Source organism: Brunnivagina elsteri CCALA 953 (assembly GCF_002289455.1).
Taxonomy (GTDB): domain Bacteria; phylum Cyanobacteriota; class Cyanobacteriia; order Cyanobacteriales; family Nostocaceae; genus Brunnivagina; species Brunnivagina elsteri.
In genome coordinates this window covers 1-15,517 of sequence record NZ_NTFS01000132.1, presented here as the reverse complement: position 1 = coordinate 15,517, position 15,517 = coordinate 1, and the positions used below count along the sequence as shown (strand labels likewise).

The following is a 15,517-nucleotide window of genomic DNA, read 5'->3' as shown; positions in this document are numbered from 1 at the left end:
ACTGATTTTTGGATATCTTTGATAGGTAATAATTTCAGCCCAAGTTTTGTGTAATTAATTGTGTCCGACTACTTAACAGGTGTTTAGAGTGCTGCGCCGAACATTTGATTATCATTTAGGAATTACACTCAAAGAAACAATTAATTATGCAATATCAGGTTTTTGTTCAAAGTCACCCAGAGAATAAATTTATCGCTTCTATTGTTGGCATTCCCAATAGCATAGTTGAGGGTAGGACAAAGGAAGAGGCGATCGCGCTTGCCAAAGCTGCTTTAGAGACCCAACTGGCATCGGGTGAGTTAGTTACAATTGAGGTGGGTAAAGAGCGATCGCAGCAACAAATAGACCCTTGGCTCAAGCATATGGGTATTTTCGCTTCAGACCCAACATTTGATGATTTTTTGGCTGAAGTTGCAGCTTATCGTCAACAAGTTTCGGAGCAAGAGGTTTTTGAGTGACTTGCTAAATATTTATTAGTAGTTTAATTCATCACACCCTTTTCCCTTCAACAAATCCCTTTTCCACTGGGATGCTTTTTCTAAATCTGCCATTTTTAAATCCGCACCTTCATATACCAAACCTTTAAATTGGGTGTAGTTGTAAGCGACTCCATCATCTAAATCTAGTTTAATTCTGGCATCGGCTAAATGTTGCAGTTTGGCTTGATAATCTCGTAATTCTAATTGTTGTTCTTGTAGTTCTTTCAAGCGTTTTGTAGCTGCTTTTTTACCAACGGTGGAGGATGCAGTTTCCAATTGTTGCTGGGTACGGGTAATTTCGCCATCTATTTTGACTTGTAGTTCCAAAACATAATCGGTGCGGATACGTGCGAGGGTGTCTTCGTTGTATCTGTGCAAATATATAAAAGCTCCAAAAGCACGTTTTTTGCCGCTTGTAAATAGCCAATAGATAGGGCGTTTTTTGTAGGTTTGAATGTGGTCGGAAATAAAGTCTTGGAGGAAATAGCGACGAATTCTTTCTAGGGGTGTTTCGTCGTTTTTTAATGTTAGTGCGTTGGCGATAAACTCGAGGTTTTCAGTGAGGGTTTCGGGACTGTATGCAATGCGGAGAAATTCAACGAAACGGGTGACTATATCGTCGTCAAAGTATGCTCTGTCTGTGATGGGGATGATGGCATCGATGTCTGCGGTGTATGTTTGGTGTAAGCTGGAGTCGAAGGGTTGTCCGGGTTTATCGAGGGAATAGCGTCCCATCATGCAACCGACTGCGTAGGAGATGAGGGAACGGATATCGCGGTTGATGTCTGCGCGACGGATGGTAATTTGTTCGTCGGGTACTTCGGGGGTGAGTTCGTCTTGGAGTCCGTATGCTTCTATCCAGTAGCGGTTATTTTCTTCTTCCAGTTGTTGGAGTTCGCGGAATGCGGTTTCGGATTCGTTTTCCCAGGTTGTGAAGCTTTGGGAGAGGTGTGGGGTGTTGTTGCGGAGGAGGGGATGGGTTTGGAAGTCCCAAGAGGTTTCAAAGTTGTTGCAACTGCATCATCAATCGATTTTTTCGGCAGCTGCAAATTCACACAACGGTCAACTTTCTGGTAATCTTTCGCCAACGTACTCGGAGACACATTTGGTCGCTTGAATTCTACATATTTCTCCCATAACTGGGGAAGGGTGGGCTGTTTTGACGATGCTGTACCAGTTTTCGCAAAGTCTGCCACCGGGGAGTATCCCCGTGGCGAGCTTTGCGCCTTACGGAAAGAACCTTCCGGGGTATATTTGCTCAAATCCTTGGGGTCAAACCGCTCACACAAAATATCTTTTTCAATTTCCGAGGCTTTAAGTTCGGCTAGCTTCCAATGTTGTGGGGTATCTGGATAGCCTGTAGAAATATAATGCCGTTTGCCAGCGAAATGGAAGCGCAACTGAATGCGTCCATTAGAAAGGATGGCTGTGACCGAACCCTTGGAAGCCTTACCAGTTGGCGTTTTCGTTTTCATGGGTTTGAAGGTGTAATCTAGTATCTAGTCTACACAAGGATTACACCATCTTTACACCATTTTTTTATCTAAATCAACCTAAACATACCCAATAATTGGGTTGCGTCTTTTTCCTCTTGAAGCTTGAAAAGCTTGCTAGGAAGGTGAAAGGTCGATTCTGTAAGGATGCCAGGAACGAGACTTGAACTCGTGATACGAGGATTTTCAGTCCGGCTTCGATACAGTCATATCAGTACTTTCACGGTTTACAAAAACCCTTACCCCCAATTTACCCCCAAAATGAATTTGACCTAAAATCACTCCTCCTTTACTCCTCTGGTCTCGGTGTTTAGGCGCTGAAAATGCCACTAAAAGATTTAAAATGGACTTGAATCCATCAGGATGTAAGAAAAGCAAGAGAACTTACCCAGGAGCGGATGGGAGAATTATTGGGGATTCGTCAGGATAGTATCTCAAAGCTGGAAAAACGTACCGATCTTCTGCTTTCAACTCTACGGGGCTATTTGAATGCAATGGGAGGTGAGCTTGAACTGGTTGTCAAATTCTCCGATCGCCCACCTGTTATAATTACTGGGCTTGCAGAGCTTGATGATGAAGATTACGAAACTTAATCAAAAATATGCAACAGTTAGGAACGCCAATATCCGAAGTCGAAATTGATGTATCCCCCGTTAGTAGTTTATTACAGGAACAAAACCCCGATTTAGCCCACTTACCGATGCATCTGGTTGATGCGGGTTGGGATAATGCCATATTTCGATAATCCCCGACATGCGAAGATGGGAGAGAGGATATTCGGTCGCCTTTTGGAAGATGAGAAATCCAAATAATCTATGTAACTAATGTATATTTATTAGCTTTATTTACCAATAAAAAGCCGTTTATTTCGCGATAAATACTTAAAAAAATCATAATAGCGTTTCAATAATTACTACCTTTGTAGATAAATTAGAGAACCCAAACACTCAGCGAAGAGTTGCCGAAAAACACAATCGATCGAGATATTAACTAGGCTTTAACCACGAAAGTATTCTCAATTGGGAGCATCTACTAACAATGACCGATAAACAAGAAGCCATAGCAAGGGTAAAAACAGCCTTTAATACAGCATCCGATTATTTCGACGCTCCAGCCTTATCTTTTTGGAATCGATTCGGACAACAAACAATCGATCGCCTTTCGCTACAAGCTGGGAATCGGATTTTGGATGTGTGTTGTGGCAGTGGTGCTTCGGCAATTAATTCAGCTTTACGGGTGGGTTCGAGTGGATATGTTTTGGGGGTTGATATTGCTGAATCCTTGCTGGAATTGGGTAGAAAAAAATCCCAGCAACAAGGTTTGACAAATATTGAGTTTCGCTGTGGGGATTTTGAAAACCTCGGTTTGCCGGATGAAAGTTTTGATGCGGTTGTTTGCGTGTTTGGAATTTTCTTCGTTCCCGATATGGTGCAAGCAGTTCGAGAATTATGGCGAATGGTTCGTCCCGGTGGAAAATTGGCGATTACTTCTTGGGGAGAAAAAGTATTTGAACCCGCAAATCGAGTATTTTGGGAGGCAATCGCAACCGAACGTCCCGATTTGTATAAAAAATTTACTCCTTGGGAGCGAATTAGCACCCCGTCTTCTTTGCAAGCTTTGCTTGTGGAAGCTGGAGTCACAAGTATGGATGTTTTTCCCGAGGAAACTTTCCATCAACTTACATCCCCAGAGGATTGGTGGACGATGGTGATGGGGGGAGGAACTAGGGGAACTATCGAACAACTCGAACCGGAAATGAGGGAAAGAATACGGCAGAGCAATTTGGAATATTTGCGGCAGAATCAAGTTAATTCCTTAGCAGTTGATGTGTTGTATGCCGTAGCACAAAAATAATTGTTAACTAGGGGTTGCTGAAAAAGGCTACAAAGCGAATATAGATGCCACACAGCTTGAATAATGGTGGTTTTGGATGTCATATCCAAAATTTACCCCGCGATTTTCCACCAAAGTGCATGGTTTTTGAGCCACTAAATGCCATAACGAATAGCACCTGTTTGCCTCAAAAATGATTAAAACCCTTATTGGGCAAAGGTTATAGCTTTAATCAGCAAGCCCTAAATAAAGCACGGGTGGCGGCAATTTCTTCCGGTGTAAATATTACTTCGAGTTCTATTTGTGGCGCTCCCCAACGCTGGTAGCGTCCAGGAAGAAACCCTAACCAGTCAAAATCTGTGACTCGTTGAATTTGGCAGGTTGCCAGTGCTAGGGGAAGGGCGATCGCTTGGAGTAAAGTTGTTTTGCCAGTACCATTATCCCCCAAAACTAAGAAGCGATCGCTGATTGTGTTCAGGGTTTGATTTTTGAAGGATACTTCAAGGTTGTCAAAACGCTTGAAGTTGTTGATCCGGATAGACTCAACTTTCATAACGATGGCTACACTTAGATTCTATGTTTTCTTATTTTCTCAAATTATTGCCACATCTCATCTTGACTCCCCTTGTCATACTTTAAGAAGAAATTCATATTCGTCTAACGTCTAAATGCAGAGAAGTATCATTTGGTACAGAAAGCTAATAAAAACAGTTAGCTGTCGTTTGTCGTGGAGATTTAATCACACAAAATTATAAACTTATACTACTACATACAATCTAGTAAATTTTCTGTGTATGATATTTTGAGTGATTTTGTATCTCAAACTCCCCATTCTGGAATCCGCACTTAAAAAACTGGGAAATTTCTAGACTTCTATTAATCTAAAGATACACAGGAGGACAGCGAGCTATTTCAATTAAGTAAGTGTAATTAAGGACACTGTACAAGGAGAAGAAGCCCAGATGAATGTGACTCTTACCGTTAATGCTCAACAATACTCTCTGAGCATTGAACCACGTGTAACCCTCTTAGATACTCTCCGTGAATATTTGGGATTGGTAGGTAGTAAAAAAGGATGTGACCATGGACAGTGCGGAGCTTGTACTGTATTAATTGATGGTCAGCGCTTTTATTCTTGTCTAGCTTTAGCGGTAATGCAGGAAGAGAAGGAAATTGTTACCATTGAAGGCTTGGCAACAGGGAATACTCTGCATCCAGTACAGGAAGCTTTTATTGACAATGATGGCTTCCAGTGCGGTTATTGTACCCCAGGGCAAATTTGTGCTGCTGTGGCTCTGCTAGAAGAAGTTAAACGGGGCTGTTTGAGTGCGGTGACACCAGATTTGGATAGTCCTCCTGTGTTAACTGAACTCTCAGAAATAGAAATCAAGGAGCGATTGAGTGGGAATCTCTGCCGATGTAGTGCTTACAATGGGATTGTGGCAGCAGTACAGCAGGTAAGTGGACAACAACAACCTTCTCCTATAGCAACGGTGATGGTAAGTGAATCTGGGGATAACAAAGCATCATGAATAACTTTACTTATATCCGTGTCACCTCGTTGTTAGATGCGGTAAACCAGGCAGTTACTGACCCAAATTCAACATTTATTGCGGGGGGGACGAATTTAGTTGACCGTCTGAAAGTATTCTTGGATCAGCCATCCCAAATAATTGATATTTCCCGGTTGCAGATGCAAGGGATTGACACAATGGCTGATGGTAGTCTGCGTCTGGGGGCGTTAGTTAGTAATACCGCAGTGGCAGATAATACCGATATTCGTCGGAACTACCCCCTGTTAGCTAGAGCAATTCTCTCCGGTGCATCCCAGCAAATTCGCAACATGGCAACTGTAGGGGGAAACCTCCTGCAACGTACCCGTTGCCCCTATTATTACGATACCGCTTTTCCTTGTAATAAACGGCAACTAGGCACAGGTTGTCCCGCAATCACAGGTATTAATCGCAACCATGCCATTTTGGGAGCAAGTGAGGATTGTGTAGCAGTCCATCCTTCTGATATGTGTGTGGCTTTAACTGCGTTGGATGCAGTGGTAGAAGTGTCCAGTCCTCAAGGGCAACGACAAATACCATTTACTGAGTTTCACCGTTTACCAGGAAATACACCTCAACAAGACACAAATTTAGAGCAAGGGGAGTTAATTACCGCAGTGATTCTACCACCCTTATCCTGGGCGAAATCAGGGGTTTATTTGAAGATACGCGATCGCGCTTCCTATTCTTTTGCTTTAATTTCTGTGGCGGCGGCTATAAGCATAAAAGGGGAGCAAATTCAAGCTACATGTTTGGCATTGGGTGGAGTAGCACACAAGCCTTGGCGAGCAACAGCAGCAGAGGAGTTTTTAGTTGGTAAGTCGGCAGATGTAGCAACATTTACCGAAGCGGCAGAAATTGCTTTGCAGCCTGCTCAACCCTTAACTCACAATGGTTATAAAGTCGAACTAGCAAAACGGGCGATTATTCGCGCCCTCATTGTTTCTGCCCAAGGAGGAGGAGTGGTATGAGTCAAGTAACTGGCACTAGTATAAACCGCAAGGATGGACAAGCAAAGGTGACAGGGACAGCAACCTATGCTGCGGAACATCGAATTCCCGGTTTGGTTCATGGTTATTTGGTAACTGCTCCCATTGCCCATGGACAGATTACAAGTATCGATACCCAAGAGGCAGAAGCAGCACCGGGAGTGATTGCGCTTTTTACTCATAAAAACTCGCCTGCGGTATGCAAACCAACTAATAATTTTATGACCTCGAAAATCTACGAGGCACGACTACCGTTATCAGATGAACAAATTTACTATGCAGGACAGATTATTGGGTTGGTAGTTGCAGATACTTTTGAACAGGCACGTCATGCCGCCTATTTAGTTAAGGTTGAATACGCCAGCCAAACACCAATTGTCGAGGCATCAAAAGCTACCTTTAACCAAGCTCACTCCATGTTTGGGGAAGAAATGAAGTTTGAGAAAGGGGATTTCGCTACTGGGGACTTTGCCATGGCAATAGCAGAGGCAGACGGGAAGATTACAGCCACTTACACAACTTCTACGGAACTCCATGCACCCATGGAACCCCACGCCATCATTGCCCACTGGCAAGATGGAGAAAACCTGACTATCTACGAACCATCGCAGTGGGTAATCGGCAGCCAGCGTACCTATGCAGAACTGTTTGGACTGTCTGTAGAGCAAGTGCGAATTGTGACACCATTTATTGGGGGAGCTTTTGGTTCTAAAGCATTCCCTTGGTCCCATGCTATTCTCTGTGCAGCCGCAGCTCGTCAACTGCAACTTCCCCTGAAAGTTGTTCTCAGTCGGCGGCAAATGACGGCAAACGCTGGACATCGTTCGGAAACGAAGCAGACAATTAGCTTAGGGGCAAATGCCGATGGTAGCTTGATAGCAATAGACCATGCAGTTAAATCCTGCACATCGCCAGTTGATGTTTTCACTGAACCTTGTACAGGCATAACCCCAGCTATGTATGCTACACCCAATCTGCGAACCCGTCAGGAATTGGCAGTGATGAACGTGGGAGTACCTACATTCATGCGTGCTCCAGGGGAAAATCCGGGGTTATGGGCGTTGGAATCGGCAATGGATGAATTGGCATGGGAGTTAAAAATCGATCCCGTGGAACTACGGTTAAAAAATGAAACCAAGGAACACCAGCGCCAGGGCTTACCTTTCCCTGCCAAGCATTTCGCCGAATGTTTGCGGGTGGGTGCGGAACAGTTTGGGTGGGAAAAAAGACCAAAACAGGTGCGTTCCCTTACCCGTGATGGTAAGCTAATAGGATGGGGCATGGCTGCATCAAGCTTCCCGGCTTTACGGAGTGCAGCTACAGTCACAGTCAAATTATTAGCCGACGGTACAGCGCATATCCTCACCAGTGGCAATGATATGGGTACTGGGGCATATACCATTGTTGCTGGGATAGCAGCGGAAGTATTAGGATTACCAGTAGAACAGGTACTGGTGGAGATGGGAGACTCTTTACTGCCTAATGGTGGAATGGCTGGAGGTTCCCAGATGACAGCAACCCTTGTTCCAGCAGTAATGAAAGCCTGTGAAGAGGTTTTGCAAACAGCTAAAGCGAAAACAGCACCAGAAGCCTTTGCTAACCTAAGTCAGTCAGGAGAGAGTATTTTTAAAGCCACAGCCTCTGCTGCACCTGGTGACGAGGGGAAAAAATGGGCATTCCAATCGTGGGGAGCACATTTTTGTGAAGTCACCGTTGATGAAGAAATTGCTCGGTTGCGGGTAACTCGTTGGATATCAGTGATGAATATTGGGCGAGTGATGAATAGTAAAACCGCAGCCTCCCAGATACGGGGTGCTGTGATTATGGGGATTGGACAAGCCTTGATGGAAGAGTGCCATTTTGACCCCAATATTGGTTATCCTGTGGTTTATGACCTTGCCACCTATCATTATCCCAGCCATGCAGATATCCCCCGGATTGAGGTGACATTTGTGGGGGAACCTGACTATAAATTTAATCCCGCAGGGGTGCGTGGTGCGGGTGAGATTGGGATTACTGGAGTTTCAGCTGCGATCGCTAATGCTGTTTACCATGCTACAGGTAAGCGTATCCGTGATTTACCAATTACACCAGATAAGTTATTGTGACACAGGAAAAATGGGAAGGCGTTGCATTTAACGCCCTTTCTGTTAGGGACTTCCAACAAAATAATTCCCCAATAGATGCATTGGTGGAACAGGCTTCTAGCCTGTTTTATGCAGGCTAGAAGCCCGCACCACATGAGGATTTTTTAAATTGGAAGTCCCTTATTTGATGCGGGACTTACACTACACACAGGTAATGGAGAAACAAACCGCAGATGACGTAGAGGAAAGGGAGGAATAAGATTTGAAGAGTTTTTTTGTGTAAGTCTTACTAATTCAGAAGTTTCAACAGTAAAGTTAATATTGCCAATCCTCCCAACATCGATAACACTTGAGTAGTCCTGTTGCTTTTATCAAGAATCTCCGAGTAAGATAGTTCATGATTTTGAATCAGTAAAAAGGAATGAGGATTAAATAGAAAAGGCAATAAACGATTCAATAATAAGCGCAGAAAGAAGTTAATACTCCATAATCTTTTACGTAAAGTATCTTGATTATATTGCCAAGGATAACTAATTTGTACTAAACGAATTAAGGCTTTAATATCGGGTTGGCGTAGGTTCTGATAACGAGGAAGTGCTTGAGACAGATTATCTTGAGTCTCTGCTAATATTTCCTGAAAAATATAGATATCTTCTAAAGCAGAATTCACACCTTGTCCAATATCTGGAGGAAAACAATGAACTGCATCTCCCAATAATATTACGGCTGTTCCTTGGTTATTTTCAGGTTTTCCCCAGATTTGATACAATCCTGAACAATACTGAGGAATGGGAAATGTACCCCCACCACTGGATGTAAATCTGGCTATTTCTTCAGTAGAAATAATTTTTTCTAGGGGAAGTTGAGGAAATGCTTGTTTGAAAAATTGTTTAACTTCTTCTTTGGTTTCTAATTGCCAGATTTGATGATCTGGGTAGGTAATAATATTCGCAGTTCTTGGGGTATGCGGATTTTTAAAGGGTAATAGCCCCAGAGAAATTGCTTTTTTGCGTCCTTTAAAACTAGACCTAATGCCATAAGCCATTGTAGATTGTGCTACGTCTCCTTCTTGTTCTGATAAAGGAAACTGAGGAGGTAAAGTGAGAACTTTGTATTTTAAACCAGAACTAGGAGACGGAAACTTTTGCATTTCAAAGGAATTTGATTGATCTGACATTTGATGAAGGGTTTGACGTACAATAGAGTTTAAACCATCACCACCTACTATCAATGTAGGAATCCAGGTCTGTTTTTCCTGAGCTTGAGATTGGGTAATAATTTTTAAATTTTCTCTTATTTGTTGAATTTCTACACATTCAGTATTAAATAAAATTTGAATAGTATCTTGCCAATGTTGTTGAATTTCTTGGTAAAGTAATTGCACAAAAGATGCTCTTGGCAGCCAGTAGGCAGTTTTGCGTTTAGAATCAGCAATTGGTAATTTTGTTGTCTTGCGTGTGCCATCTTTTTGGATCAGGGTAAAGTAAAAGTCAGTATTAGGGACACTCAAATCAGCGAGTTTGGAAGTTATTTCTAAAAAGTCAGTTAATTTTTGCCCCCGACCATCAATTTGATAACTAAAGGATTTATCTGGTTCGTAATAGTCTGCTGATGGTCTTTGTTCGATGACTGTAATATCTTGCCAGCCTCTTTTGGCTAGCATTAAAGCTGTACCTAATCCCGCAGGACCTCCTCCAATAATGACAACGCTTTTTTTGTATGATTGATTCATTTTAATCACAATTAATTTTCACTTCTTATTGTTAATTGTAGCTACTCGTAACTTCAATCAATCTTCACTATACCGAGGATGGAATTAGCTCTAATGAAGGCTTATAGTTAAAAACCCAATCTTGATATTCTTCACTAGTCATCTGTGACTGTTCCTGCATTTGCTGATCTAAAGGCTCGCTATTGGTTGCATAGTAACGTGTTTCACCCAAAGCACTGCGGTTTTGTATCAATTCTGTACGGGGTATGCGACGCTGTTCATAGGTAGCCAAAGCTTCTTCAATGCTGGATGCTTGGGAAAAGCACAACGCTAGTTCATATGCATCTTCAAACGTGCTATTTGCCCCCTGTCCCAAAGCAGGTGCCATTGGATGAGCTGCATCACCTAACAAAGTCACTCTTCCTTTGCTCCAAGACTTGAGGGGTAAGCGATCGCAAATTGGTCCCTCCAAAATTCGCTCTGCTGGTGTTGCTTCCACAAGCGATCGCAATGATTCCCCCCAGTTGGTTAATTGACTCAGCAGCCGAGATTTGACCTCATCTACATCTTGGGAAAGAGTATAATCCGGTGATGACTTGCGATATAGCCAGGAAATATGTCCATCACCAACATTTAGGAGATACATAAATTCTTGATCGCCTTTCACAAATCCGAGTTCTCCCGGATTCAGTAGTTCTTGATGACACTTAATTACAGTACGCCAAGACATACTTCCTAAATAACGGGGTTTACCATCTCCAATTAAAGCTTCTCTGACAACAGAATTGATTCCATCAGCTCCAATCAACAAATCTGCACTCACCTTTTTTCCATTCTCAAAATATATGAAAACGTGATCTTCCTCTTGTTCAAAACCGGTACAGCGATGGTTCAGATGAATATTTTCCGAAGGTAACTTAGAGGCGAGAATTTGTTGTAAACGCCACCACCAAACTGTTATTAGTGGCTGACCATATTTATCCTCAAATCTGCTTCCTGGATTAGTGCGAATTGTTTCACCTTGCGTATTTTTTAAAACACTTACTTTAACCTCACAACCTGAGTTTTTGATAGTTTCTACTATCCCAGGTTCAATTGCATCCAGGAAATTCAAACCATTTGGTAGCAATCCTAAACCACCACCAACAGGGCGAAAATCTTGTGCTTTTTCGTATACTTGAACATCACACCACAGTTTCCGGAGTGCTACAGCAACAGCCAAACCTCCAAGTCCAGCACCAATAATCGCCACTTTCTTTATATTTTGCATCACTTCTACTCTGGTATTTTTAATGTAGGCAACAATATGCGAATTTTCCGGGAAAAGTTTGATTGTTGATGATAATACAATATTCTATTCATCAGGTATCTCCATTTTCGGCTTTGCGATCGCGAAAGTCTCCAGTAGGAACAATGAAAGAGCTAAATTCTATTCTGACAGCATTTGCAGAAAGTCAACACAACGGCGAAAAATCATTTCTTGCGACTGTTGTTAATGTTCAAGGCTCCACCTATCGCCAACCTGGTGCTAGGATGCTAATTACATCAACTGGTGAAATGGTAGGGACAATTAGCGGTGGTTGTCTGGAAAATGATATCTTAGAACATACTCATGTTTCCATAGCAGACGGAAAACCCATAGTTGTCACCTATGACACCACTGCTGAAGAGGATATTATCTGGGGATTTGGGCTTGGTTGTAACGGTGTGGTCAAAATTCTGATTGAGCCTCTAAATTCAGATAATCCCCTTAACCCGTTAGCTTTTATTAACCAATGTTTCCGTAACCAGCAACCAGGGATTATTGCCACTGTTATATCTGTGGAAGGTACGGTTAATATTCAAGTTGGGGAGCGTTTAACACTCAAATTAGATCATAGTATAAACACTGATATACAAGAAGCTTATTTAACTAATAGTTTAACTAAAGATGCTCGAACCTGCTTACAAAATCAAAATTCAAGTTTCCATAAATACCAACTAGAACTAAGTAAAATAGATGTTTTTATGGAGTTTATCCAGCCACCTCCACACCTGATAATTTTTGGTGCGGGTCGTGATAGTGTATCAGTAGCAGAGTTTGCCAAAGCCTTGGGTTGGCGAGTCACTATTGTTGATTGTCGGGCAAATGAGGTGAGTAATCAGCGTTTTCCTATGGCTGATGAGGTGATGCTTACCCGCAGGGAAATTTTGCACGAGCAAATGTGTATTAACAATTACATTGCTGCTGTGGTAATGACCCATAATTACCTTGATGATTTAGAAATTCTCAAAATGCTAATACCTACTAATATCAGCTATTTGGGTTGTCTGGGTTCAAAAAAACGCATTGCCAAACTATTACAAGATTTAAGTACGCAAGGAGTGGAATATAGTCAAAAAGGGTTACAAAAATTACACGCTCCCGTTGGCATTGATATTGGTGCAGATACACCAGAAGCGATCGCTTTATCAATAATTGCAGAAATTCAAGCTGTGTTAGCAAATCGCGATGGTGGCTTTTTGAAACATCGTACTGAACCAATTAACCAACCAAATCCAGTCCGAGAAATCGAAATTTAGCAATTAAAATTTATGTGAATATGAATGTGGAATCCAATATAGCCACCATTATCTTGGCAGCAGGTGCATCAACCCGCATGGGTACACCGAAACAGCTGTTACCTTATCAGGGATGTAGCTTACTTCAACACACTGTAGAAAGTGCGATCGCTTCAGTATGCAAACCTGTAGTAGTAGTTCTGGGAGCAAATGCACAAAAAATTACTTCTAAAGTAAACCTATCTTCTGTAAGAGTAGTGGAAAACCCAGATTGGCATTTGGGAATGGGTTCCTCAATTCGTCGGGGAATCATATCTTTGGAAACTTATTCTCACACCATAGATGCAGTAGTGATTACTGTATGCGATCAGCCGTTTCTGTCCCCGGAAATTATTAATCATTTAGTCACAGCATATCATTCTACGGGAAAACCTATTATTGCTTGTGAATATGCAGATATATTAGGTGTACCTGTTTTGTTTAAACATACACTTTTCTCCGAACTAATAACTTTAGGTGAGATGGTGGGTGCAAAAAAAATAATCAAAAAATACGAAAAACAAGTGTTTAGTATTCCTTTTCCATTAGGTATAATTGACATTGATACACTAAGAGATTACCAGGTGTTACTGAATTCAGATTAAAAAACTCAGCAGCCACTTCATGATCTGCTTCAATACTTGTGCTGCCTAATACACATCAATAATATTTTTTGTCAATGCGTAAGTCCTAGTTCTATATTTTTAATAAAGCGATACCTTCTCTGCGAGACGCTACGCGAACGCAGCGATCGCAATATATAACTATTCGTGTATCCCAATCAAAGTGCCAGGGCTTTTCAATCGCTCTAAGCCGATATTTCTAAATGCTTGACTTGTTGCTCGATATTACGAGCGTAGATTTGTTGTTGCAGTAAAAACTCCACTAAGCCATCTATTCCCCCTTGGTTATAAACAGCAGCGTAACCCTTGATTTTTCTATTTTTACAGAAATCTCGAAGTTGACGCACACCCAAAGCTTTAAGGTTTTCACATTCTCTATCAATATCAAACAGCGCAGTTTTACTTTGTTTCTCATCACTTGTTGCTGGCATATTAGCAAGCAATTTTTCAATCCTTGATTCATCTGCTTGATCGAGAATATCTTCATTAATCTGAGTTTTGACAACACCAGAGGTAAACTCTTCATCTACCATTGGTAAATTGTCATCAACCAAGAAAATCTCACACATCAAGCAAAAGATGAACAGAAACAAAACAACCGGAAACAAGATATTGTTGAGTAATTGAGTGGTAGTAGAAATTTCAAAAGCCGAACAATCAAACAAAAATTCAAACATTGTAGTTCCTCCAGATAATTATTGGGTGATTTGTAGATATCACCTGAGGGGGCGAGGAAATAGGGCAAAAAGCTTTATATGTATAGGGTGTGACATTTTATGGTAGAAAAAGATAGGACTCATATTTGCAATAAGACCTATCTATTGAAAATGTTACCTGAATTTTACCAAAACCACTTAAAAAGTCAACTGAGTTATTCAGAATACCTATTTCTGAAAATTTTACTTCATCTCGTACAGTCAATCAAAAAAGTGAACTTAGAAAGGTTAGCTTTCTTCTTTACCTTTAGCAATTAAATTTGAGAGTCGAAGGAAAAGAATACAACGTTTTTTATCATTACCAAATCTAACAATTGAAAAAATTTGGTTTCCTATAGTTAAGGAATGGTTAGAAACACATTTTTCCGATGGGAAAATAGTTTATATCGCTATTGATAGAACAAATTGGTGTTGCATAAACTTATTCATGATTAGCATTATTTGGGATAAAAGCGATGCAGCGCGGTCTTGGGGGTTTCCCCCATGAGCGACTGCATCAAGACAGAGCATTCCCAATATATTTTGAATTATTACCAAAGTTAGGTAGTAGTAATATATCTGAGCAACAAAAATTGTTGTCTAAGGTGATACCACTTTTTCAAAACTATAAAATATGTGTATTAGGGGATAGAGAATTTTGTTCTGTAAAACTAGCAAAGTACCTCCAGGAGTTGGATGTGTATTTTTGCTTGCGCTTAAAGAAAAATGAATTTGTCGAATTTGAAAAAGATATTTTTATTGAGTTAAAGAATCTGGGATTAGTACCTGGAGTTTCTTTTTTTATCAAAGGAGTTAAAGTCACAAAGACTCGTGGTTTTTTTAGTTTTAATGTTGCGTGTAAATGGAAGCGTAAAATCAACGGAGTTGCACCTAAAGAAGGATGGTTTATCTTAACAAATTTGGAAAGCTTAGAGGCAGCAATAGCAGCCTATAAACAAAGGTTTGATATAGCGGAAAGTTGGCGGTGTCGGCTTCCGTCCCGCCAAACTTTCCAAGACGAAGAGATGTTTAGAGATTTCAAGAAAGGTGGCTATAATTTAGAAGACACACATGTTGAAGGTGAACGCTTTATTTCTCTAGTTTTATTAATAGCGATCGCCCACACTTCTTCCACTATTCAAGGTCAGCAGATTAAACGTAAAGGAATACAAAAATATGTTTCTCGCGTCAAAGAATATGGTCGTTTAGAGCGAAGACATAGCAGTTTTCATGTTGGTTTATATGGTCAAACTTGGGTCAATTTCAAGGATACTTGTATGGAATTAGTCACAGAATTAATGAGAATTAATCGTAATAAGTGGAAGTATTATCAACAAGGGCTAAGAGCTATGAAGCTTATAGAGTCAGTATTTTAGCTTATTTCGTCGCCCCCTCAGCCAATTAGCTTCTCCTCATCATAACCAAGGTCAAATAATTCCATCGAGCTATCTTGAGAATCAGAATCTAACAAATC

16 protein-coding genes and 1 pseudogene are annotated in these 15,517 nt (G+C 41.2%); 11 read left to right on the top strand and 6 right to left on the bottom strand.

Annotated features, from left to right (window positions below; translation table 11 throughout):
* Positions 1 to 146 precede the first annotated feature (146 nt).
* Complete coding sequence (locus tag CK510_RS13495) at positions 147 to 458, top strand: type II toxin-antitoxin system HicB family antitoxin (protein ID WP_095722194.1); 312 nt, start codon at positions 147 to 149, stop codon at positions 456 to 458.
* Between the two features lie 15 nt (positions 459 to 473).
* Here CK510_RS13495 and CK510_RS13490 read toward each other — a convergent pair whose 3' ends face one another.
* The gene (locus CK510_RS13490; RefSeq protein WP_245912136.1) at positions 474 to 1,217 is read right to left on the bottom strand and encodes a BREX-1 system adenine-specific DNA-methyltransferase PglX; all 744 of its coding nucleotides are present in this window, start codon (positions 1,215 to 1,217) and stop codon (positions 474 to 476) included.
* A 116-nt stretch (positions 1,218 to 1,333) separates the two neighbouring features.
* On the bottom strand, positions 1,334 to 1,954 hold the full coding sequence (locus CK510_RS13485) for an Arm DNA-binding domain-containing protein (RefSeq protein ID WP_245912135.1): 621 nt from the start codon (positions 1,952 to 1,954) through the stop codon (positions 1,334 to 1,336).
* A 371-nt stretch (positions 1,955 to 2,325) separates the two neighbouring features.
* Between CK510_RS13485 and CK510_RS13480 the strand changes: the two genes are divergently transcribed.
* The 4 genes from CK510_RS13480 (at position 2,326) to CK510_RS33960 (ending at position 4,002) form a co-directional block, all read left to right on the top strand.
* Positions 2,326 to 2,565: an XRE family transcriptional regulator gene (locus CK510_RS13480; RefSeq protein ID WP_281257017.1), complete on the top strand. Its 240-nt coding sequence runs from the start codon at positions 2,326 to 2,328 to the stop codon at positions 2,563 to 2,565.
* An 8-nt stretch (positions 2,566 to 2,573) separates the two neighbouring features.
* Positions 2,574 to 2,717 (top strand): hypothetical protein, encoded by a 144-nt coding sequence (locus CK510_RS31760; RefSeq protein WP_158224900.1) that lies wholly within the window; start codon positions 2,574 to 2,576, stop codon positions 2,715 to 2,717.
* 293 nt (positions 2,718 to 3,010) lie between these two features.
* Positions 3,011 to 3,826, top strand: coding sequence for a class I SAM-dependent methyltransferase (locus tag CK510_RS13475; RefSeq protein WP_095722192.1), 816 nt, complete (start codon positions 3,011 to 3,013; stop codon positions 3,824 to 3,826).
* 44 nt (positions 3,827 to 3,870) lie between these two features.
* Positions 3,871 to 4,002, top strand: a complete 132-nt coding sequence (locus tag CK510_RS33960) for a hypothetical protein (RefSeq protein ID WP_281257016.1) — start codon at positions 3,871 to 3,873, stop codon at positions 4,000 to 4,002.
* A gap of 35 nt (positions 4,003 to 4,037) precedes the next feature.
* Here the strand turns inward: CK510_RS33960 and CK510_RS13470 are convergent, their stop codons facing one another.
* The gene (locus CK510_RS13470) at positions 4,038 to 4,358 is read right to left on the bottom strand and encodes an AAA family ATPase (RefSeq protein ID WP_245912134.1); all 321 of its coding nucleotides are present in this window, start codon (positions 4,356 to 4,358) and stop codon (positions 4,038 to 4,040) included.
* Between the two features lie 409 nt (positions 4,359 to 4,767).
* Between CK510_RS13470 and CK510_RS13465 the strand changes: the two genes are divergently transcribed.
* The 3 genes from CK510_RS13465 to CK510_RS13455 are packed head-to-tail and all read left to right on the top strand — an operon-like array spanning position 4,768 to position 8,455.
* Positions 4,768 to 5,337 carry a (2Fe-2S)-binding protein gene (locus tag CK510_RS13465; protein ID WP_095722191.1) on the top strand — a complete coding sequence of 190 codons (570 nt, stop codon included), beginning with the start codon at positions 4,768 to 4,770 and terminating at the stop codon, positions 5,335 to 5,337.
* Positions 5,334 to 6,329, top strand: a complete 996-nt coding sequence (locus CK510_RS13460) for an FAD binding domain-containing protein (RefSeq protein ID WP_095722190.1) — start codon at positions 5,334 to 5,336, stop codon at positions 6,327 to 6,329. Before CK510_RS13465 ends, CK510_RS13460 begins: the two co-directional genes overlap by 4 nt.
* A complete protein-coding gene (locus CK510_RS13455) occupies positions 6,326 to 8,455 on the top strand; it encodes a xanthine dehydrogenase family protein molybdopterin-binding subunit (protein WP_095722189.1) in 2,130 nt (709 codons plus the stop codon). Before CK510_RS13460 ends, CK510_RS13455 begins: the two co-directional genes overlap by 4 nt.
* 268 nt (positions 8,456 to 8,723) lie before the next feature.
* Here the strand turns inward: CK510_RS13455 and CK510_RS13450 are convergent, their stop codons facing one another.
* On the bottom strand, positions 8,724 to 10,166 hold the full coding sequence (locus CK510_RS13450; protein ID WP_095722188.1) for an FAD-dependent oxidoreductase: 1,443 nt from the start codon (positions 10,164 to 10,166) through the stop codon (positions 8,724 to 8,726).
* Between the two features lie 67 nt (positions 10,167 to 10,233).
* Positions 10,234 to 11,415 (bottom strand): FAD-dependent oxidoreductase, encoded by a 1,182-nt coding sequence (locus CK510_RS13445; protein WP_095722187.1) that lies wholly within the window; start codon positions 11,413 to 11,415, stop codon positions 10,234 to 10,236.
* A 68-nt stretch (positions 11,416 to 11,483) separates the two neighbouring features.
* Here CK510_RS13445 and CK510_RS13440 point away from each other — a divergent pair, with 68 nt between their 5' ends.
* Positions 11,484 to 12,707, top strand: a complete 1,224-nt coding sequence (locus tag CK510_RS13440; protein WP_245912133.1) for an XdhC family protein — start codon at positions 11,484 to 11,486, stop codon at positions 12,705 to 12,707.
* A gap of 20 nt (positions 12,708 to 12,727) precedes the next feature.
* Entirely contained in the window at positions 12,728 to 13,330 is a 603-nt protein-coding gene (locus CK510_RS13435) for a nucleotidyltransferase family protein (protein ID WP_095722185.1), read from the top strand.
* 203 nt (positions 13,331 to 13,533) lie between these two features.
* Here CK510_RS13435 and CK510_RS13430 read toward each other — a convergent pair whose 3' ends face one another.
* Positions 13,534 to 14,025: a hypothetical protein gene (locus CK510_RS13430; RefSeq protein WP_095722184.1), complete on the bottom strand. Its 492-nt coding sequence runs from the start codon at positions 14,023 to 14,025 to the stop codon at positions 13,534 to 13,536.
* A 150-nt stretch (positions 14,026 to 14,175) separates the two neighbouring features.
* On the opposite strand from CK510_RS13430, the pseudogene CK510_RS13425 reads away from it, so the two are divergent.
* Positions 14,176 to 15,419, top strand: a pseudogene (locus CK510_RS13425) (transposase family protein).
* Positions 15,420 to 15,517: the final 98 nt, after the last annotated feature.